We start from the raw sequence: 20,926 nt of genomic DNA, 5'->3' as shown, positions 1-20,926 counted from the left end.
CCATCTGAGATTCAGACGCCATACCCGAGGAGTACGACATGAGCGCCGAAGCGCAGGCAGGGTTGGGCGGGGGAAGCAAGGTCGGCAGGTTCGGCGAGTGGCGCCGGTCGTTCAGGAACTGGCGCGGCCAACGGCCCTTCTGGGCCGGTCTGCTGACGATTCTCGGCGGTCTGCCGATCATGTACTTCCCGTACGCGAACCTCACGCTCGGCACAATGACCATTCGCATGGCGACCACCGCAGGTGCCGGATCCCTGATCATCGGCGTGCTGCTCGTCGTGCTCGGCCTGACCATGTGGTTCCAGCGGCACTCGCGGGTGTTCGCCGGAGTCGCCGCGATTCTGCTCGCGCTGGTCTCGCTGGTCGTCTCCAACTTCGGCGGCTTCGTCATCGGCTTCCTGCTCGCCCTCATCGGCGGCGCCCTGGGCGTCTCCTGGGCGGAGGAGAAGCCGGTGAAGGGTGCCGTGAAGCGGACCGTCGAGGGTTCGCAGCCGGCGGCCGCGGGGGCGGCCGGGGAAGAACCGGGCGAGGCGAGCGACCTGTCAGGAACGAGCCCGACGAACGGGACGAACGGGAGGCACCGTGCCGGCTGACGAGGTGCGCGAGGACCCTGCGGGAGGGTCCCGTGCCAGATCCGGGCCGCGGCATGCAGCGCCCAAGAAGCCGTTGTTCAACCGGTTTCATGTACCCGCCGGCAAGGCCATGGCGCTCGCCGCCATGCCGACCGCTGTCCTCATGGGCATGGGCCTGACACCGACGCTCGCGCAGGCCAAGCCGCAGCCCAAGAACCCCTTCCAGGACGGCCCCTGCGTCACGCAGCCGGACGAGGCACCCAAGGACGACGAGGGCGCCAAGACCGGCAAGGACGAGTCCAAGGACGCCGGCAAGGACGGGAAGGACAAGGCCGGGAACGGCAAGGGCGAGTCCGCCGAGCCGAAGCCGGACGAGTCCGGCGGTACCGGTGGTGGCGCCGAGGACCCGCTGAAGGACCTCAAGGACGCCGCGAAGAAGGCCAAGGAGGCCGCCGAGAAGGCTGCCGACAAGGCCGAGAAGCTCGTCAAGAAGGCGACCGAGCCCGCCGACGGTGCGAAGCCCGCTCCGGAGCCGAGCCCGTCCGAGGACTCGGGCGACGACTTCAACCCCTGGGACCCGCTGGGCCTCGGCAAGGCGCTGAAGGACCTCTTCACGCCCGACGAGGAGGAGGGCACCGAACCCTCCGACCAGCCGTCCGAGGAGGTGCCCGAGGGCGCCGACAAGGAGGCCGTCGAGGCCGCCAAGAAGGCGCTCGCGGACGCCAAGGCGAAGAAGAAGGACGCGGCCAAGGCCCAGAAGGCCCTGGACGAGGCCGAGGACAAGGCCGCCGACAAGGCGGAGGACTCCGGCGGCGAGGCCGGGGACGCGGCCGACGGATCCGCCGACAAGGCGGACGAGGCCGGCAAGGCCGAGGACGACGCCGAGCCCTCGCCGGGTGCCGAGGACCCGATGGCCCCGGACGAGGACGGCAAGAAGCCGTTCCCGTGCCCGGTGGAGAAGAAGGTCGCGGGCGAGGACGAGCAGACGCCGACGGTGCTGCCCAACCAGCCCTGGTTCCTGAAGGCGAGCTCCCTCACCCTCAAGGGCCTCGACTACAAGGGCGTCGTCAACGTCAAGCAGGCCGACGGCAAGGTCAAGCAGGTCCTGAAGTTCACCGTCGACAACGGCACCGACATCGGCGACCTGCACCAGACGATCGTCGACCAGAAGACCGGCAAGACGATCCACGTGGAGGCGGCCAAGGGCTCGACCTCCACCATCCGCGGCGGACGCACCACGCTGTACACCGAGGAACTCAAGGGCAATCTGTTCGGGCTGATCCCGATTACCTTCGACCCCGAGCACGAGCCCCCGATCAACGTTCCGCTCGCGATCTTCACCGATGTGACGGTTCGCCAGGCCGGGCAGTTCGGCGGGGACCTCACCGTCCCCGGGTTGCACACCTACATCACCGACTGATACCTCACCGACCGACCAGCCGACGCAGCTCGATCAGCTGCCCCAGGACCGGTCCGGGAGCCGCAACAAGGCCGTGGCCCGCACCCCCGCACAAGGGGTGCGGGCCACGGCTCTGTCCGCCCGGGCCCCGGCCGCGGCCCGGCGCTGCCGTCCCGGGGGTTTCCTGACCCGCCTGGCCCCGGCGGGCGGGCCCCGGAGTGCGCCCGCCGTACCGCCGCGGTACTCCCGTGTCAGGGACGGTTTCCCGGCGGTCACGGATCCGCTCCCGGTGGTTTCCCCGCGGGCGCCCTTCCGGGCACGCCCGCGTACCGACGGTGAGAGGACAGGCATGTCTGTGCTGAGGTTCTGGCTGAAGAGCGCGGCGGTGGGCGGCGCGGCGGCCGCGCTGCTCGCCACGGGCCCGGCGGCCTCCGCGGCCCCGCCCCCGCCCACGCCGGACGAGGACGTCCTCCTGGTGGGTACGTGGACCGGGCACCGCGAGCGGATCGCGAGCAACGACGGGTACCGCCAGGGCCGGGCCACCCTGGTGGTCGTCGAGCAGCGGGGCCGCACCTTCAAGGGGCTGATGCGCTGGTCCACGCCCGAGGGCGAGGAGCAGGACGAGCTGGTCGGCGCCTTCTCCCCGGACGCCCGGGTGATGTCCGGCGCCGACGAGGAGGGCACCTACACCTTCAAGCTGGTGGGCCCGACGACGCTGGACTACTGCTACGCGGAGCACGGCGAGGGCTACCGCACCACCTGCGCGCGCCTGGAACGCAAGGACTGAACGGGGAACGGACCGGCCGGGCCCGATGCACCGGTTCGGCGTACGGGCCCGACCGCACGGACCGAGCGGGCCAAAAGCCTTGGCCGGGGCGGCAGTTGTGCCCCGGCCAGGGCTTCCGGCCCGCTGCTAGCGGGAGCTGCCGAGGTGGTGCACCAGGACCATGTTGGTGGTGCCCGGGACGCCGGGGGGCGAGCCCGCGGTCATGACCACCGTGTCGCCGCCGTTGAAGCGGTTCAGCTTCACCAGCTCGGCGTCGACCAGCTCGACCATGGCGTCGGTGGTCTCCACGTACGGCACCACGAAGGACTCCACGCCCCAGCTCAGCGTCAGCTGGTTGCGGGTGCTCTCCTCGGTGGTGAAGGCGAGGATCGGCTGCGCGGCGCGGTAGCGGGACAGGCGGCGGGCGGTGTCACCGGACTTGGTGAAGCCGACCAGGCCCTTGCCGCCGAGGAAGTCGGCGATCTCGCAGGCCGCGCGGGCCACCGAACCGCCCTGGGTACGCGGCTTCTTGCCCGGCACCAGCGGCTGGAGGCCCTTGGAGAGCAGCTCCTCCTCGGCCGCCGTGACGATCTTCGACATCGTCTTCACGGTCTCGATCGGATAGGCGCCCACGCTCGACTCGGCGGAGAGCATCACCGCGTCGGCGCCGTCCAGGATCGCGTTGGCGACATCGCTCGCCTCGGCGCGGGTGGGACGGGAGTTGGTGATCATCGACTCCATCATCTGGGTCGCCACGATCACCGGCTTGGCATTGCGGCGGCACAGCTCGATGAGGCGCTTCTGCACCATCGGGACCCTTTCGAGCGGGTACTCCACGGCCAGGTCGCCGCGCGCCACCATCACCCCGTCGAAGGCCATCACCACGGACTCCATGTTCGCCACCGCCTGCGGCTTCTCCACCTTGGCGATGACGGGGACCCGGCGGCCCTCCTCGTCCATGATCTTGTGGACGTCCTTGACGTCGTCCGCGTCCCGCACGAAGGAGAGCGCCACCAGGTCGCAGCCCATCCGCAGCGCGAAGCGCAGGTCCTCGATGTCCTTCTCCGAGAGCGCGGGGACGTTCACCGCCGCGCCGGGCAGGTTGATGCCCTTGTGATCGGAGATGACGCCGCCCTCGATCACGATCGTGGTGACCCGGGGGCCCTCCACGCCGGTCACCTTGAGCTCGACGTTGCCGTCGTTGATCAGGACGGTGTCGCCCTTGGAGACATCGCCGGGCAGGCCCTTGTAGGTGGTGCCGCAGATCGACTTGTCGCCGGGCACGTCCTCGGCGGTGATGGTGAACTCGTCCCCGCGGACCAGCTCCACCGGGCCCTCGGCGAAGGTCTCCAGGCGGATCTTCGGGCCCTGGAGGTCGGCGAGCACGCCGACCGCGCGGCCGGAGTCCTGGGCTGCCTGCCGCAGACGGTGGTAACGGGCCTCGTGGTCGGAGTGGGTGCCGTGGCTCATGTTGAAACGGGCCACGTTCATCCCGGCGTCGAGGAGCGTCTTGAGCTGCTCGTAGGAGTCGACGGCGGGACCCAGCGTGCAGACGATTTTGGAACGGCGCATGGTGCGGATCCTATCGGGTTTGTTTCGAAGCGGAATATTCACGGAGCGGCCACCGGGCGTCCCCCGGTCCCGGCCGCCGGGCACCGGGCTCGCCGCCCCGCTCACTCGGCGCTGACCAGTGCGTACGTCTGATGCGCGATCTCCAGTTCCTCGTCGGTCGGCACCACGGCGACCGCGACCCGCGCTCCGGCGGGCGAGATCAGCCGGGGCTCCTTCGACCGTACGGCGTTCAGCTCGGCGTCGACCTCCAGGCCGAGGCCTTCGAGACCGCTGAGGGCAGCCTCGCGCACCGGTGCCGCGTTCTCGCCGACACCCGCCGTGAAGACCACCGCGTCCACCCGGCCGAGCACCGCGTAGTAGGCGCCCAGGTACTTCTTCAGGCGGTGCACATAGATCTCGAAGGCCAGCCGGGCCGCCGCGTCGCCCTCCTCGATCCGGCGCTGGATCTCCCGCATGTCGTTGGCGCCGCACAGCCCGATCAGCCCGCTCCGCTTGTTGAGCAGGTCGTCGACCTCCCCGGCGTCCATGCCGGCGTTGCGCATCAGATGGAAGATCACCGCCGGGTCGATGTCCCCGGAGCGGGTACCCATCACCAGCCCCTCCAAGGGGGTCAGCCCCATCGAGGTGTCCACGCAGCTGCCGCCGCGCACCGCCGAGGCGGAGGCGCCGTTGCCCAGGTGCAGGACGATCAGGTTGGTCTCGCCGGGGTCCTTGCCGAGGAGGGCGGCGGCCGCCCGGCTGACGAAGGCGTGCGAGGTGCCGTGGAAGCCGTAGCGGCGGATCCGGTGCGCGTCGGCGGTCTTCGCGTCCAGGGCGTAACGGGCCGCGTACTCCGGCATCGTGGTGTGGAAGGCGGTGTCGAAGACCGCGACCTGCGGCAGGTCGGGGCGCAGCTCGCGCGCGGTGCGGATGCCGAGGAGATTGGCCGGGTTGTGCAGCGGGGCCAGCGGGACCAGGCGCTCGATCTCGGTGAGCACCTCCTCGTCGATCACCGTCGGCTCGGTGAAGGAGAGACCGCCGTGCACCACCCGGTGCCCGATGGCGGCCAGCTCGGGGGAGTCGAGACCGAGCCCGTCCGCCGACAGCTCCTCGGCGACGGCCCGCAGCGCCGCCGCGTGGTCGGCGAACTCCCCGGTGCGCTCGCGCTCGGCGCCGCCGTTCAGGGGCGTGTGCACCAGGCGCGCGCCCTCCTCGCCGATGCGCTCGACCAGGCCGGTGGCCAGGCGCTGCAGGGTGCGCATGTCGAGCAGCTGGTATTTGACCGACGAGGAGCCGGAGTTGAGGACGAGGACGCGGGAGGCCGCTGCCGTCACGGGGTACTGCCTTCCTGGCCGGCGCTGGTCCGCCGACCGCTCACTGGGCCTGGATCGCCGTGATGGCGACCGTGTTGACGATGTCCTGGACGAGGGCGCCGCGCGAGAGGTCGTTCACCGGCTTGCGCAGCCCCTGGAGCACCGGCCCCACCGCGACCGCGCCCGCCGAACGCTGCACCGCCTTGTAGGTGTTGTTGCCGGTGTTCAGGTCGGGGAAGATCAGCACGCTCGCCTGCCCCGCCACCTCGGAGCCGGGCAGCTTGGTCGCCGCGACGCTCGGCTCCACCGCCGCGTCGTACTGGATCGGCCCCTCCGTCTTCAGGTCGGGGCGCCGCGAGCGGAGCAGCTCGGTGGCCGCGCGCACCTTGTCGACATCGGCGCCGGATCCCGAACTGCCGGTGGAGTACGAGAGCATCGCCACCCGCGGTGCCACGCCGAACTGCCGCGCGGTGTCGGCGGACTGGACCGCGATGTCCGCGAGCTGCTCGGCGCCCGGGTCCGGGTTGACCGCGCAGTCCCCGTAGACGAGGACCTTGTCGGCGAGGCACATGAAGAAGACCGAGGAGACGATCGCGGTGTCCGGCTTGGTCTTGATGATCTCGAAGGCGGGCCGGATGGTCGCGGCCGTGGAGTGCACCGAGCCGGAGACCATGCCGTCCGCGAGGCCCTCCTGCACCATCAGGGTGCCGAAGTAGTTGACGTCCGCGACGACGTCGTGCGCCAGCTCCACGCTCACGCCCTTGTGCGCCCGCAGCGCCGCGTACCGCTCCGCGAAGCGCTGCCGCAGCGGGGAGTCGGCCGGGTCGGTCAGCTCGGCGCCGGTGAGGTCCACACCGAGGTCGGCGGCCTTCTTGCGGATCTGCTCGACGGGGCCGAGCAGCGTCAGCTCGCAGACCCCGCGCCGCAGCAGGACGTCGGCGGCCCGCAGCACCCGCTCCTCGGTGCCCTCCGGGAGCACCACCCGGCGCTTGTCGGCGCGGGCCTGTTCGAGCAGCTGCCGCTCGAACATCATCGGGGTGACCCGCTCGCTGCGCGGCGCCGAGACCCGCTCGCTGAGCGCCGCGGTGTCCACGTGCCGCTCGAAGAGGCCGAGCGCGGTCTCCGCCTTGCGGGGCGTGGCGGCGTTCAACTTGCCTTCCAGGGCGAAGAGTTCACCCGCGGTGGGGAAGCTGTTGCCGGGCACCGAGATCACCGCGGTGCCGGGGGCGAGCCGCTCGGCGAGGGTCAGCACCTCCCGGCTCGGCCGCTCCCCGAGGGTGAGCAGCACGCCCGCGATGGAGGGGGTGCCCGCGCTGTGCGCGGCGAAGGAGCCCACCACCAGGTCGGCGCGGTCCCCGGGGGTGACCACCAGGCAGCCCGGGGTCAGCGCGGCCAGGAAGTTCGGCAGCATGGCGCCGCCGAAGACGAAGTCGAGGGCGTCCCGGGAGAGCCCCGCGTCGTCGCCGAGCAGGACGGTGCCGCCGAGGGCCTGGGAGATCTGCCGCACGGTGGGCGCGGCGAGCGCGGGCTCGTCCGGCAGCACATAGCAGGGCACCGGCATGTGCGAGCCGAGGGCGCGCTCGACCGCGTCCCGGTGCGCGGGCTCCACCCGGTTCACCACCAGGGCGAGGACCTCGCAGCCCAGGCCCGCGTAGGCCCGGTGGGCGTTGCGGGTCTCCGCCTCCACCGACTCCGCGCTCTGGCCGCGGCCGCCGACGACGGTCACCACCGGGGCGCCGAACTCGTTGGCGAGCCGGGCGTTGAGGGCGAGTTCGTCGGGCAGCTGGCTGTCCGCGAAGTCGGTGCCGAGGACGAGGACGACCTCGTAGGCGCGGGCGACCGCGTGGAAGCGCTCGACGAGCTGCGAGACGAGTTCGTCGGTGCCCTTGTCGGCCTGGAGGGCCGCGGCGTCCTGCTGGTCCATCCCGTAGACGGTCGCCGGCTCCTGGGAGAGCCGGTACCGGGCGCGCAGCAGCTCGAAGAGGCGGTCCGGGCCGTCGTGGACCAGCGGCCGGAAGACGCCCACCCGGTCGACCTGCCGGGTGAGCAGTTCCATCACGCCCAGCTCGACGACCTGGCGGCCGTCGCCCCGGTCCGTCCCGGTCACGTACACGCTGCGTGTCACGCCGTGCTCTCCGTCCCCTCGGTGTTCTCGGTCTCAGCCTGCGTTCTTGGGCCTGCCGCCGCCTGCCGGTACCTCCGAGGCCCGGACAGGGTCTGCGCGACCCCGGGCGGACCTCCCCGACGATACCCGCGGGCCCTGGTGCGGCGCCCCTGGGTGCGGCCCGGCCTGGACCCGGTCCGGCGCCTGGGCGCACCGCGCCGCCGACGCCCGGGCCGGGGTCCCGGACGGGCCCCTCGGAGGCCTCGCGGCGAGAGTATGCCGCCGGGGCGAACCGCGTTCGTGCCTGTGGAAAACTCCGGTTGTCCACAGGGGCGGCGGGCCCCGTCGCGCGGCGTGAAAGAATCGGCGGCACCCCCACCGAACCGGCCACGAGCGAGCGGGAGAGACGGCACGATGCGAATCGGCGTACTGACGGCAGGCGGCGACTGCCCTGGTCTGAACGCGGTGATCCGGTCCGTGGTGCACCGGGCGGTGGCCCAGTACGGCGACGAGGTCATCGGCTTCGAGGACGGTTTCGCGGGCCTTCTCGAAGGCCGGTACCGCCCCCTCGACCTCAACGCGGTCAGCGGCATCCTGGCCCGCGGCGGCACCATCCTCGGCTCCTCCCGCCTGGAGCGGAACCGGCTGACCGAGGCCTGCGAGAACGTCGCCGACATGGCCGTCGAGTTCGGCATCGACGCGCTGATCCCGATCGGCGGCGAGGGCACCCTGACCGCCGCCCGGATGCTCGGCGACAGCGGTCTGCCGGTGGTCGGCGTCCCCAAGACCATCGACAACGACATCTCCGCCACCGACCGCACCTTCGGCTTCGACACCGCGGTCGGCGTCGCCACCGAGGCGATGGACCGGCTCAAGACCACCGCCGAGTCGCACCAGCGCGTGATGGTCGTCGAGGTCATGGGCCGGCACGCGGGCTGGATCGCGCTGGAGTCCGGCATGGCGGGCGGTGCGCACGGCATCTGCCTGCCCGAGCGCCCCTTCGACCCGGCCAGCCTGGTCGCGATGGTCGAGGAGCGGTTCGCCCGCGGCAAGAAGTTCGCCGTGATCTGCGTGGCCGAGGGCGCCCATCCCGCCGAGGGCTCGATGGACTACCTCAAGGGTGAGATCGACAAATTCGGCCACGAGCGCTTCCAGGGCATCGGCACCGCCCTCGCCTACGAGCTGGAGCGCCGCCTCGGCAAGGAGGCCAAGCCGGTCATCCTCGGCCACGTCCAGCGCGGCGGCACCCCCACCGCCTACGACCGCGTCCTCGCCAACCGCTTCGGCTGGCACGCCGTGGAGGCCGCGCACCGCGGCGAGTTCGGCATGATGACGGCGCTGCGCGGCACCGAGATCGTGATGGCCCCGCTGGCGGACGCGGTGTCCGAGCTGAAGACGGTCCCCAAGGACCGGATGGACGAGGCGGAATCGGTCTTCTAGAGCGGGTCCCGGGGCCGGCGGCCCGTCTTCCGAGGCGGGCCCCGGCGCCGGTGGCGGGCTCCCCGGGGGCCGTTGTCGGTGGGGCTTGGTAGAACTTCTGGCGTGCCGAACGGCGGCACTCTTCGCACCCCAGGAGCCTCTCGATGATCCTCGGCGAGCATTTGCAGGAGCTGCACGGCCTGCCCGCCTTCACCTTCCCCGGCCCGGACGACGAGTCGGGGGCCGCCCTGCCGGACGCCGGGACCGTGGCCTGGCGGATCGCCTCCGATGTGTACGACTCCGAGGAGCCCTGGGAGGCGGCCTTCGCCCGGTTCCTCGGCGCGGTCGACACCACCCGGGTGCGCGCGCTGATCATCGGTGCCTGGGAGGAGGCCTACGAGAACAGCAGCGCCGAGGTGATCGGGTCCCTGGTCGCCGCGAAGGAGCAACTGCCCGCCCTGCGTTCGCTCTTCCTCGGCGACATGGGCTCCGAGGAGTGCGAGATCTCCTGGATCGTGCAGAGCGATGTGGCCCCGCTGCTCAACGCCTTCCCGGAGCTGGAGGAGTTCGGCGTACGCGGCGGCAACGAACTCGCCTTCTCCACCGTGCGGCACGAGAAGCTGCGCGCGCTGACCGTGCAGACCGGGGGCCTGCCCGCCGCCGTGGTCCGCGGCATCGCCGCGAGCCGGCTGCCCGAGCTGCGCCACCTGGACCTGTGGCTGGGCGACGAGCAGTACGGCGGCGACGCCGAGGTCGAGGACCTGGACCCCTTCCTCATCGGCGCCGATTTCCCGCGGCTTGAGCATCTCGCGCTGCGCAACAGCCAGTTCCAGGACGAGATCGCCGCCTCCTGCGCCACCGCCCCGGTGGTGCCCCGGCTCAGCGTGCTCGACCTGTCGATGGGCGTGCTCACCGACAAGGGCGCCACCGCCCTGATCGAAGGCCAGCCCCTGACCCACCTCAGCAAGCTCGACCTGCACCACCACTACCTCGGCGAGGAGGTGAAGGAGCGGATACGCGAGACGCTCCAGCCCTCCGGTGTCCTGCTCGACCTGGACGAGGACGGTGCCGACAGCTACGAGGACGACGACGGCGAAGTGCACCGCTACGTCGCGGTGGCGGAGTGAGCGTGCCGCGCGGCCGGGAGCAGGGCCACCGCGCCGACGCTCCCCTTGGCGACGGCCGCTTCGGGAGCGCCCGGCGGCCGGGGCACAGGACGGCGGGGCATGCGGCACACGGCAGTTGAGACCCCTGCGGCCGCGGAGCCCCGTGACTCCGCCGAGAGCCCCGCGGCCGCCGAGACCCTCGCGGCCCCGCCGCGCTTCGCGGTGGTCGGCAACCCGGAGAACCGCCGGGTGGGCCTGTTCACCACCGCGGTGCGCGCCGCCGGGCTGCCCGCCCCGCGGGTGCTCGCCTGGCGGGACGTACTGCGGGAGGGCGGCGCCGTGTTCGCGCCGGAGGAGTACGTCCGTGTCGACTCACCCGGGGAGAACCCGGAGGTCGACCGGCTGCTCCGGGGCGCCGGCGAGCCGACCCGGGTGGAGGGCACGGCCCGCTGGTACGCGCGGTTCACCGCCGCCGTCCGCGGGCTGAGCGGCGGCCTGCCGCTCGACGACCCCGAGGAGCTGGCCGTCCTCTTCGACAAGCGCCGCTGCCACGGGGTGCTGCGCGCGGCAGGCGTCCCGGTGCCCGAGTCACCGACCTCGGGGCCGGACGGGGCGCCGGTGCGCGGCTGGGCGGACGTACGGGAGCTGATGCGCGAGCGGCGGATGCCGCGTCTGTTCGTCAAGCTCGCGCACGGCTCCTCGGCCTCCGGGGTGCTGGCCGTCGAGTCGGCGAGCGGCGGCCGGATCCGCGCCACCACCTCCGCCGAACTCGCCCCGGACGGCCGCCTGTTCAACTCCCTGCGGGTACGGCGCCACACGACGGAGCGCGAGGTCGCCGCGCTGGTGGACGCCCTCGCCCCGGACGGACTGCACCTGGAGCGCTGGCTGCCGAAGGCGGGACAGCGGGGCCGGGCCGCCGATCTGCGAGTGGTCGTCGTCGCAGGTCGCGCCACCCACGCCGTGGTGCGCACCAGCCGCCACCCCATGACCAATCTGCACCTCGGCGGCGCCCGCGGCGATCTGGCCGCCGCCCGGGCCGCGGTGGAGGCGGCCGGCGCCGACTGGGGCGAGGCCCTCGCCCTCTGCGAGCGGGCCGCGGCCTGCTTCCCGGGCACCCTGTGCGTCGGGGTCGACCTGCTTCCGGCCCTCGGCTGGCGGCGCTTCACGGTCGGCGAGGTCAACGCCTTCGGCGACCTGCTCCCGGGCCTGACGGGGCTGCCGGGCAGCGGCGCGGAGGGTCTCGACACGTACGGGGCGCAGATCGCGGCGGTCCTGCGCGGGGAGCGGGGCGAGCGTCCCCGCAGGCACCCGCTCGGGCCCGGGCCCGGGCTAGGGCCCGGGGTCCCGGCCCCCGGCGACAACGGAGCGGAGAACGCCGATGCCCCTGTCTGAACCCGCCTCGACTCCGGCCCCGGGACAGGCCCCTGCCCGTCCTGATCACTCCGCCCCCGACATGAACCGCGTCGTCGGCAGTCACGACCTCCTCCTCGTCACCCTCGACACCCTGCGCCACGACGTGGCCGAGGAGTCGGCGGCGGCCGGGCGGCTCCCGCACCTCGCCCGGTACCTGCCGGGCGGCCGCTGGGAGAAGCGGCACGCGCCCGGCAGCTTCACCTACGCCTCGCACCAGGCGATCTTCGCCGGGTTCCTGCCCACCCCGGCGGCGCCCGGACCTCATCCGCGCCTCTTCGCCGCGCGCTTCGCGGGCAGCGAGTCCACCGCCCCGGACACCTTCGTCTACGACACCCCGGATCTGGTCACGGGCCTCGCGGCGGCCGGGTACCGCACGGTCTGCCTCGGCGGTGTCGGCTTCTTCAACAAGCAGGGCCCGCTCGGCTCGGTGCTGCCCTCGCTCTTCCAGGAGTCGTACTGGGAGCCCGAGTTCGGCGTCACCTCGCCCCGCTCCTTCGAGGCCCAGGTCGAGAAGGCCGAGCAGGTGGTGGCACAACTCCCGCATGAACAGCGGCTGTTCCTCTTCGTCAATGTCTCGGCGCTGCATCAGCCGAACTGGTTCCACCTGCCCGGCGCCACCCGTGAGGACGGTGACACCCGGGCCAGCCACGCCGCCGCCCTGGAGTACGTGGACCGGCACATCGGCCGCCTCTTCGCCGCCGCGAGCAGCCGCCGCCCCTGCTTCGCCGTCGTCTGCTCCGACCACGGCACCGCCTACGGCGACGACGGCTGGACCGGTCACCGCCTCGGCCACGAGTCCGTGTGGACCGTGCCCTACGCCCACTTCCTCCTGAACCCCACCGAGGCACCATGAGCACCGCGACGCACCCCACCGGCCCGGCCGCCCCCGAGGCGCTGCCCGCCGGCGGCCCGTACCAGAGCTATGTCTACGGGTACCCGCACAAGACCTCCTACCGCGAGCGCGCCGACCGCCCCGCGCTGCGCGAGCTGTGGGCGGGCGAGCCGAAGGACGCGCTCTCGCTCTATCTGCACATCCCCTTCTGCGAGGTGCGCTGCGGCTTCTGCAACCTCTTCACCCGCATCGGCGCGCCCGAGGGCCTGACCGGCGCCTACCTCGACGCCCTGGAGCGCCAGGCCCGAACGGTCCGCGCGGCCCTGGAGGAGAGCGGCACCCCCGAAGGCGGCACCGGTCGGGTGCGCTTCGCCAACGCCGCCTTCGGGGGCGGCACCCCGACCTTCCTGACCGCCGCCGAGCTGACCCGGCTCTGCGACATCGCCGAGCACCGGATGGGCGCGGAGCTGCGCGCGATCCCGCTCTCCGTGGAGGCCTCCCCGGCGACCGCCACCGCCGACCGCCTCGCCGTACTCGCCGAGCGCGGCACCACCCGGCTGAGCCTCGGCGTGCAGAGCTTCGTGGACGCAGAGGCCCGCGCCGCGGTGCGCCCGCAGCGCCGCGCCGAGGTGGAGGCGGCGCTCGGCCGCGTCCGCGAGGCCCGCATACCGGTCCTCAACATCGACCTGATCTACGGCATCGACGGCCAGACGGAGGCCAGTTGGCGCCACTCGCTGGACGCCGCCCTCGCCTGGCGGCCGGAGGAGCTGTACCTCTACCCGCTGTACGTACGCCCCGGCACCGGCCTCGACGGGCGCACCGACACCGCCGACCCGGAGTGGGACGCCCGGCGGCTGCGGCTCTACCGCCACGGCCGCGACCACCTCCTCGCCGCCGGGTACGTGCAGCACTCGATGCGGATGTTCCGCCGCCCCGACGCCCCTGAGGAGGGCGAGGACGACTACTCCTGCCAGCGCGACGGCATGGTCGGCCTCGGCTGCGGCGCCCGTTCCTACACCTCGGCGCTGCACTACTCCTTCGACTACGCGGTCGGCACCCGCCGGATACGCGGCATCATCGACGAGTTCACCGCCCGCCCGGCCGAGGACTTCGGGTACGCCGAGTACGGCCGCGCCCTGGACGGCGACGAGCCCAGGCGCCGCCATCTGCTCCAATCCCTGCTCCGGGCCGAGGGCATGGAGCTGGCCGCCTACACCGCCCGCTTCGGCACCGGGCCGGCCGAGGACTTCCCGCGCGAGTTCGGGCAGTTCGCGGACCGCGGCTGGCTGGACACCGCGAGCCCCGCGGGCGTCCTGCGGCTGACCCCCGAGGGACTCGCCCACTCGGACGCGCTCGGCCCCGCCCTCTACTCCGCCCCGGTGCGTGCCGCCATGGCCGCCTACGAACTCAAGTAGGGCTGAGCGCCGTGGAGTTGACGCTGCTGTACCGGGGGCCGCTGGCCTCCTGCGACTACGACTGCCCGTACTGCCCCTTCGCCAAGCGCCGGGACGCGCCCGCCCAGCTGCGCCACGACCGCGCCTGCCTGGAGCGGTTCGCCGACTGGGCGGAGGCGGCCACCGGGGACGAGCTCTCGCTGCTCTTCACGCCCTGGGGCGAGGGCCTGGTGCGCTCCTGGTACCGGACCACGCTGGCCCGGCTCTCCCGCCTCCCGCACCTGCGCCGGGTCGCCATCCAGACCAATCTGAGCTGCCGCACCGACTGGCTCGCCGACGCCGACCCGGACACCCTCGCCCTGTGGTGCACCTTCCACCCCGGCCAGACCCCCTACGACCGCTTCCTCGGCAAGTGCCGCGAACTCGCCGAGGCCGGCGTGCGGTTCAGCGTCGGCGTGGTCGGGCTGCCCGAACACCTCGCGGCGGCACGGCGGTTGCGCACCGAGCTGCCCGAGCACGTCTACCTCTGGATCAACGCCGCCGAGGGCCACACCTACACCGACGAGGAGGCTGCCCGGTGGACGGCCCTCGACCCGCTCTTCCCGTACAGCCGCCACCCGCACCGCAGCGCCGGTCTGCCCTGCCGTACCGGCGCCTCGGTCGTCTCCGTGGACGGCGAAGGCACCGTACGCCGCTGCCACTTCGTCCCCGGCACCCTCGGCAACCTCTACGACGGCTCCTACCGCACCGCCCTGCGCCCCCGCCCCTGCCCGCTCGCCGTCTGCGACTGCCATATCGGCTACGTCCACCTGGAGAGCCTGCCGCTGTACGACGTCTTCGCGGGCGGAGTCCTGGAACGCATCCCGGCGGGGGGCCCGCTCAGCCCTTGACCGCCGCCCCCAGGGCGAAGCCGCCGCCGAGGCGGCGGGCGACCAGGATGTAGAGCAGGACCACGGGGGTGGAGTACAGCATCGAGAAGGCCGCCAACTGCCCGTAGACCACGGTCCCGTAGTTGCCGAAGAGGCCGTAGACCGAGACGGACGCGGGCAGTTGGTCGGGGGAGAGCAGCAGCATGAAGGGGACGAAGAAGTTGCCCCACATCATGACGAAGGAGTAGACGGTCACCACGGCCACCCCGGGGCCCATCAGCGGCAGCACGATCCGGAGGAGGGACTGGAGGCCGGAGGCGCCGTCGGTCCAGGCGGCCTCCTCCAGGACGACCGGGACGCCGTCCATGAAGTTCTTCATCAGCCAGATGGCGAAGGGGAGTTGGGTCGCCGCCAGGAAGAGCGCGGTGCCGTACATGGTGTCGACCAGGTTGACCTGGACGAAGAGCCCGTAGACCGGGACCATGATCGCGGTGATCGGCAGGCTGGTGCTGAAGATGACGGTGAGCAGGTAGGGGCGGGTCAGCCGGGAGCGCAGGCGGGAGAGCGGATAGGCCGCGAGCGCCGCGCAGACCACCGTGAGCAGGGTGCCGCTGCCGCACAGCAGCAGGCTGTTGAGCATCGGGGTGAAGGTGATCTCCTCGTTCCACACCGCCGAGAAGTTCTCGCCCGTCACCGAGTCGGGGACCCGGGTGCGCAGGGTGGCGGCGCTGTCCACCGAGGAGAGCACCAGCCAGGCGAGCGGCAGCGCGAAGGCGGCGGCGAGGACGAGCAGCGCGGCGTTGGCGGCGAGCTTCTGGCGTGCGGGGCGGCGGAGTTGACGGCGGGCGCGGCGTGGCGGATCCGCGCTCGGCGGCCCCGAGGTCTTCTCGGTGCCCTGCCCGGCGGCTTCCTGGCGGGCTTCGCGTAGCGACACGCTCCTCACACCTCATCCCGGATCAGACGCAGATACACGGCCGAGAACAGCGCGCCGACCAGCAGGAGCAGCAGGGCGACCGCGGTGCCGTAGCCGATCAGCGTCTTGGTGAAGGCCTGGTCGTACATGAAGATCGGCAGGGTGGTGGAGCGGTCGCCGGGGCCGCCCTTGGTCATCGCCCAGATGAGGCCGAAGACGGAGAGGGTCTGCAGGGTGTTGAGCATCAGATTGGTGGCGATGGAGCGGCGGATCAGCGGCAGCGTCACGTACACCAGGCGCCGCCAGCCGCGTGCCCCGTCCATCTCGGCGGCCTCGGTCAGCTCCTTGGGGATCTCGGCGAGCGCGGCGGAGTAGACGAGCATCGAGAAGGCGGTGCCGCGCCAGACGTTGGCGAAGGAGACCGCGAGGATCGGCAGCGTGAACAGCCAGTTCTGGCCGGGGAGATGGAGCAGGTCGAGGACCGCGTTGAGGGTGCCCTCGCGGCGGAAGAAGGCGTAGAGCAGGAAGGCGGCCACGATCTCCGGGAGCACCCAGGCGCCGATCACCACCGCCCCGGTCAGGGTGCGCACCGGGCGGGAGGCGCGGCGCATCAGCGCGGCGAGCGCGAGGCCCAGGGTGTTCTGGCCGACCAGCGAGGACAGGAAGGTGAACACCAGCGTCAGCCATACGGCGTTGCGGAAGTGCTCGTCCTCGAAGGCGCGGCGGAAGTTGTCCAGGCCGACGAAGTGGGTCTCGGCGGCGCCGCTCAACTGCATGTCGGTGAAGGCGATCCAGACGCAGTAGGCGATCGGCCCGGCGAGGAAGAGGAGCAGCAGCACGGTCGCGGGCGCCAGCGGCAGCCAGCGCAGCGGCCGGGTCCGGCGCCGGGCCGAACGGGCGCCCGGCGCAGGCGACTTGAGGGGGCTCGCCGTTGGCTTGAGGGTGCTCATCGGCCGCCCCCGCTACCTGTTCACCACCGCGCCGCCGACCAGGTCCCCGAGCTGGCCGTCGTACTCCTTCGCCGCTCCGGCCGGTGAGGCGTCGTCGGTGGTCACCGCCTCCATCGCCTCACCGATGGCGGTGGAGACCTGCGGGTAGACCGGCAGCGCGGGGCGGTAGTGGGTGCGGTCGACCAGCGAGGTGAAGAACTTGATGCCCGGCATCGAGTTCAGGTACTTCGGATCGGCGGCGACGTCCTCGCGGACGGCGATCTGGGCGTCGGCGACGTCCCAGCGCACCGCGTTCTCCTTCGTCTGCAGGGTCTTGACGAACTCGAAGGCCAGCTCCGGGTTGCCGGCCTTCCGCGGAATCGACCAGGCCCAGCCGCCTGACATGGAGACCGCGCCGGGTGCCTGGCCGTGCTGGGTGGGCATCGGCGCCTGGCCGAGGTCCTTGGACCAACTCGGCCATTCCCGGGGGCCCTTGTTGATCCAGTTCTGCCCGAGCCAGGAGCCGTCGAGGCCGATCGCGAGCTTGCCCTCGGGGAACCACTCGGTGCCGACGCTGGTGGGCACATTGGCGTCCAGGGCGTCCGAGACATCGGGGCCGAGCTTCTCGCGGTAGACGGTGTCGATGAAGCCGAGCGCGTCCTCGAAGCCCTTGCCGCCGGTGACCCACTTCCTCGCCGCCGGGTCGTAGAGCGGGTCCTTGCCGGTGCCGTAGAGCAGCATCTCGAAGCCCTGCATCACGGCGGCCTCGCCGGGCGCCTTGCCGGTGTAGACGTTCAGCGGGGTGACGCCGGGGACCTTCTTCTTGATGGTGCGGGCGGCGGTGAGGATCTCGTTCCAGTCCTTGGGCTTCCAGTCCTCGGGCAGCCCGGCCTCGGCGAAGATCTTCTTGTTGAACCACAGGCCCCGGGTGTCGGTGCCGACCGGTATGCCGTATGTCTTGCCGTCCTCGGCCTTCGCCGCCGCCTTCGCCGAGTCGGCGAACTGCTCCCAGTCCGGCCAGGCGGCCAACTCCTTGTCCAGCGGCCGCAGATACCCCGCCTTGATGTCGGCGTTGATCCGGAAGGTGTCCTCGTAGACCAGGTCCGGGGCGGTGCGCGGGGAGCGCATCATCTGCTGGGCCTTGGTGGCGTAGTCGTTGTCGGGTGCCTGGATCGGCACCAACTCGACCTTCTTGCCCGGGTGTTCCTTCTCGAACTGCTTCTTCATGGCCGCCAGGTACTCGTCCTTGTACCGGGTCTTGTTGTCGGTGCTCCGGTTGTACGCGACCTTCACGGTGTCCGGATCGCTGCCCGAACCCCCGCCGCAGGCGGTGAGGGTGGCGGCGGCGACCACCAGGCTGAGGAGTACGGGGGCGGTGGGGCGCACGGCTCGACCTCCAGAGTGACCGACAGTGGTCGGATCGGTGCGCCATGTGAAGCGGCGCGCTCTGACGGGTGAACCTACGGGCCACCTCCGTACAGGGTCAATGGTCGTGCAGCGGTGCGATGTCCGGGGCCGACAACGTTGTTGCGCCCGGCCTGCGTTCGTGACTCCGCGTCACTCCGCGCGACCCCACTGGTAGGTCAGCTCCGGTCGGCCCACCTGCCCGTAGACGGGGCTGCGCCGGGCGCGCCCGGCGGTCACCAGGTGCTCCAGATAGCGGCGCGCGGTGATCCGCGAGATACCGGCGCGGGCGGCGGCCTCGGTGGCGGTGACGCCCTCGGCCGAGGAGCGCAGGATGCCGGTGACCCGCTCCAGGGTCGGGGCGCTGAGCCCCTTCGGCAGCTGCGCCGGACCGGGGGCGCGCAGCGCGGCGAGGGTGCGGTCCACCTCGTCCTGCCCGCTCGCCTCCCCGGCCGCCGACCTGAACTGGGCGTATCTGTCGAGGCGTTCGCGCAGGGTGGCGAAGGTGAACGGCTTGAGGACGTACTGCACCACCCCGAGCGAGACCCCCTCGCGCACCACCGCGAGATCCCGCGCCGAGGTCACCGCGATCACATCCGCCTGGTGCCCGGCGGCCCGCAGCGCCCGCACCAGCTGGAGCCCGTGGCCGTCCGGCAGATGCAGGTCGAGCAGGACCAGCTCGGCGGGCTCCCGGTCCAGGGCGCGCCGGGCCTCGGCCGCCGAGTGCGCGGTGCCGGTCACCGTGAAGCCGGGCACCCGGCTCACGTACAGCACATGCGCGTCGGCGGCGACCGGGTCGTCCTCCACCACCAGGACGCGGATCTCGGGGCGCTGACCGGTCATGAGCCGTCCGCCTCCCGCCCGCTCAGCGGGATCCGGACGGTGAACTCCGCGCCGCCGTCCGGGGATCGGTCCAGTACGAGATCGCCGCCGTGCCGGGCGACCACCTGCCGGACCAGGGCGAGGCCGAGGCCGCGCCCGCCGGGGCCGCCCTGCTTGGTGGACCAGCCGCGCCGGAACAGGGCCTCGCGATGCGCCGGGTCGACGCCGGGCCCGGTGTCGGCGACCCGCAGCAGCAGGGCGCCGTCCTCGGTGCGGGCGGTGACCGTGACCCGGGCCTGCGGGACAACGCCCTGGGCGGCGTCCACGGCGTTGTCGATCAGATTGCCGAGGACGGTGACCAGGTCCCGGGCGGGCAGCGAGTCGGGCAGGAGTCCGTCGTCGAGGCGGCTGTCGGGGGAGACCAGCAGCTCCACGCCCCGCTCGTTGGCCTGGGCCGCCTTGCCGAGCAGCAGCGCCGCGAGCACCGGCTCGCCGACCGCGCCCACCACCTGGTCGGTGAGCGCCTGGGCCAGCTCCAGCTCGGAGGTGGCGAAGTCGACGGCGTCCTCGGCCCGGTCCAGCTCGATCAGCGAGACCACCGTGTGCAGCCGGTTCGCCGCCTCGTGCGCCTGCGAACGCAGCGCCTGGGTGAAACCGCGCTCGGAGTCCAACTCGCCCATCAGGGACTGGAGTTCGGTGTGATCGCGGAGGGTGACCACGGTGCCGCGCCGCTCGCCGCCGAGGACCGGCGAGGTGTTGACCACCAGGACCCGGTCCTCGGTCAGGTGCAGCTCGTCCATCCGGGGCTCGGAGGCGAGCAGCGCCCCGGTCAGCGGGGCGGGCAGGCCCAGATCGGCGACGGAGGCGCCCACCGCGGAGGAGGGGACGCCGAGCAGCTCCCGGGCCCCGTCGTTGATCAGCGCGATCCGGCGCTGCCCGTCCAGCATCAGCAGGCCCTCCCGTACCGCGTGCAGAGTCGCCTGATGGTAGTCGTGCATCCGGCTCAGCTCGGTGGCGTTCATGCCGTGCGTATGGCGGCGCAACCGGGCGTTGACCCAGTAGGTGCCGAGCCCGCCGAGGGCCAGCGCGCCCGCGGCCACCACGAGCAGCACGGTGACCTGCTCGCGCACCTGCGCGGTGATCGACTCCACCGTGATGCCCGCGCTGACCAGGCCGGTGATCCGCCCGCCGTCCCGGATCGGGGTGACCACCCGCACCGAGGGGCCGAGGGTGCCGGTGTAGGTCTCGGACAGGGTCTCGCCGCGCAGCGCCGGGGCGATGTGCCCGAGGAAGCGCTCGCCGATGCGCCGCTCGTCCGGGTGGGTCCAGCGGATGCCCCGGGTGTCCATGATCGTCACGAAGTCGATGCCGGTGCCCCGCCGCACCCGCTCCGCGTACGGCTGGAGCGTGGCCGAGGGGTCGCTGCCGCGGGCCGCCTCCCGTACCGAGGGGGAGTCCGCGATCGCCCGGGCCGCCGCGGTGGCCTCGCGGCGGGCGGCCTGCTCCGCCTCCCGGACGTCGCTGAAGTACGCGAAGAGCGCGCAGCCCGCGACCACCAGGGCCACCAGGACGACCTGCATCGCGAACAGCTGCCCGGCGAGACTGCGCGGCCGGGACGGGGGACGGAGGGACATGGGGTCAGTGTGCGCCGCGCCCACGGTGTGAACGAAATGCCGAAGCGTGTGAACGAAATGAACGCAAGGGTGACGCAGCTCACGGGCAGGGGGGATAGTCACCGGGATCGCGCACCGCCGAGCCGCTGTGCGCCACCGCGGCCGACACCCGCGTACACCGCCCGCAGCGGGGGTACGCACCGGCCGTACCGCACCGCGCTCCCCGCCGGTCGGGCCGATCACACACAACCGCTCACGACGATCCGGCCGCTCACGGTCGCCGGCCGCCCGGTCCGCCAGGACCGGTCGGACCGTACGCCGATGAAGCCGAACCAGGAGGCACCCCATGGCCGAGCCGCCCATGGCCGACGCGAAGAAAACCGCGCCCGGTGCGGGACGCGCCCGTACTCATCTGTTGTATCTGGCGGTGATCGTCGCGGTGGCGGCGGGTATCGCGGTGGGTTTCATCTGGCCTGATGCGGCGGTGGAGTTGAAGCCGATCGGTAC

Annotated in this window: 17 protein-coding genes and 1 pseudogene; 10 read left to right on the top strand and 8 right to left on the bottom strand. The window is 72.4% G+C overall.

The window, feature by feature from the left end:
• Positions 1-38: 38 nt before the first annotated feature.
• The 3 genes from HFV08_RS30010 (at position 39) to HFV08_RS30000 (ending at position 2,758) form a co-directional block, all read left to right on the top strand.
• Positions 39-593 (top strand): DUF6114 domain-containing protein, encoded by a 555-nt coding sequence (locus HFV08_RS30010; RefSeq protein WP_168543721.1) that lies wholly within the window; start codon positions 39-41, stop codon positions 591-593.
• 124 nt (positions 594-717) lie between these two features.
• A complete protein-coding gene (locus tag HFV08_RS30005) occupies positions 718-1,992 on the top strand; it encodes a prolipoprotein diacylglyceryl transferase (protein WP_210430955.1) in 1,275 nt (424 codons plus the stop codon).
• 328 nt (positions 1,993-2,320) lie between these two features.
• Positions 2,321-2,758: a hypothetical protein gene (locus HFV08_RS30000; RefSeq protein ID WP_168543719.1), complete on the top strand. Its 438-nt coding sequence runs from the start codon at positions 2,321-2,323 to the stop codon at positions 2,756-2,758.
• A gap of 126 nt (positions 2,759-2,884) precedes the next feature.
• On the opposite strand, the gene pyk is transcribed toward HFV08_RS30000, so the two are convergent.
• The 3 genes from pyk to pta all read right to left on the bottom strand — a co-directional run bounded on the left by pyk (position 2,885) and on the right by pta (position 7,726).
• Complete coding sequence (pyk, locus tag HFV08_RS29995) at positions 2,885-4,309, bottom strand: pyruvate kinase (protein WP_168543718.1); 1,425 nt, start codon at positions 4,307-4,309, stop codon at positions 2,885-2,887.
• 101 nt (positions 4,310-4,410) lie between these two features.
• Entirely contained in the window at positions 4,411-5,622 is a 1,212-nt protein-coding gene (locus tag HFV08_RS29990) for an acetate kinase (protein ID WP_168543717.1), read from the bottom strand.
• A 40-nt stretch (positions 5,623-5,662) separates the two neighbouring features.
• The gene (gene pta, locus HFV08_RS29985) at positions 5,663-7,726 is read right to left on the bottom strand and encodes a phosphate acetyltransferase (protein ID WP_168543716.1); all 2,064 of its coding nucleotides are present in this window, start codon (positions 7,724-7,726) and stop codon (positions 5,663-5,665) included.
• 393 nt (positions 7,727-8,119) lie between these two features.
• Here pta and HFV08_RS29980 point away from each other — a divergent pair, with 393 nt between their 5' ends.
• The 6 genes from HFV08_RS29980 (at position 8,120) to HFV08_RS29955 (ending at position 14,759) form a co-directional block, all read left to right on the top strand.
• A complete protein-coding gene (locus tag HFV08_RS29980) occupies positions 8,120-9,145 on the top strand; it encodes an ATP-dependent 6-phosphofructokinase (RefSeq protein WP_168543715.1) in 1,026 nt (341 codons plus the stop codon).
• Between the two features lie 143 nt (positions 9,146-9,288).
• Positions 9,289-10,251, top strand: a complete 963-nt coding sequence (locus HFV08_RS29975) for an STM4015 family protein (RefSeq protein ID WP_168543714.1) — start codon at positions 9,289-9,291, stop codon at positions 10,249-10,251.
• Positions 10,252-10,350: 99 nt separating this feature from the next.
• Complete coding sequence (locus tag HFV08_RS29970; protein ID WP_168543713.1) at positions 10,351-11,622, top strand: STM4014 family protein; 1,272 nt, start codon at positions 10,351-10,353, stop codon at positions 11,620-11,622.
• Positions 11,623-11,683: 61 nt separating this feature from the next.
• Positions 11,684-12,496 carry an STM4013/SEN3800 family hydrolase gene (locus HFV08_RS29965; protein ID WP_168543712.1) on the top strand — a complete coding sequence of 271 codons (813 nt, stop codon included), beginning with the start codon at positions 11,684-11,686 and terminating at the stop codon, positions 12,494-12,496.
• Positions 12,493-13,890, top strand: a complete 1,398-nt coding sequence (locus HFV08_RS29960) for an STM4012 family radical SAM protein (RefSeq protein WP_168543711.1) — start codon at positions 12,493-12,495, stop codon at positions 13,888-13,890. Before HFV08_RS29965 ends, HFV08_RS29960 begins: the two co-directional genes overlap by 4 nt.
• Before the next feature lie 11 nt (positions 13,891-13,901).
• Complete coding sequence (locus HFV08_RS29955) at positions 13,902-14,759, top strand: STM4011 family radical SAM protein (RefSeq protein ID WP_168543710.1); 858 nt, start codon at positions 13,902-13,904, stop codon at positions 14,757-14,759.
• Here HFV08_RS29955 and HFV08_RS29950 read toward each other — a convergent pair.
• From HFV08_RS29950 to HFV08_RS29930, 5 genes are all read right to left on the bottom strand, one after another.
• Entirely contained in the window at positions 14,749-15,672 is a 924-nt protein-coding gene (locus HFV08_RS29950) for a carbohydrate ABC transporter permease (RefSeq protein WP_168543709.1), read from the bottom strand. The two genes, HFV08_RS29955 and HFV08_RS29950, sit on opposite strands and share 11 nt — an antisense overlap.
• A 5-nt stretch (positions 15,673-15,677) precedes the next feature.
• On the bottom strand, positions 15,678-16,601 hold the full coding sequence (locus HFV08_RS29945) for a carbohydrate ABC transporter permease (protein WP_168543708.1): 924 nt from the start codon (positions 16,599-16,601) through the stop codon (positions 15,678-15,680).
• 12 nt (positions 16,602-16,613) lie between these two features.
• Positions 16,614-17,966, bottom strand: coding sequence for an extracellular solute-binding protein (locus tag HFV08_RS29940; protein ID WP_168543707.1), 1,353 nt, complete (start codon positions 17,964-17,966; stop codon positions 16,614-16,616).
• Between the two features lie 171 nt (positions 17,967-18,137).
• Positions 18,138-18,827, bottom strand: coding sequence for a response regulator (locus HFV08_RS29935; protein WP_168543706.1), 690 nt, complete (start codon positions 18,825-18,827; stop codon positions 18,138-18,140).
• Entirely contained in the window at positions 18,824-20,440 is a 1,617-nt protein-coding gene (locus HFV08_RS29930) for a sensor histidine kinase (protein WP_168543705.1), read from the bottom strand. The genes HFV08_RS29935 and HFV08_RS29930 overlap by 4 nt, the downstream gene beginning before the upstream one ends.
• 340 nt (positions 20,441-20,780) lie before the next feature.
• Between HFV08_RS29930 and HFV08_RS32000 the strand changes: the two are divergent.
• Positions 20,781-20,926 (top strand): annotated as a pseudogene (locus HFV08_RS32000) (C4-dicarboxylate transporter DctA); the annotation flags it as partial.

The organism is Streptomyces physcomitrii (genome assembly GCF_012273655.1).
GTDB lineage: Bacteria > Actinomycetota > Actinomycetes > Streptomycetales > Streptomycetaceae > Streptomyces > Streptomyces physcomitrii.
Note: the sequence above shows the minus strand (reverse complement) of the source record. Positions and strands in the feature narration are given on the sequence as shown.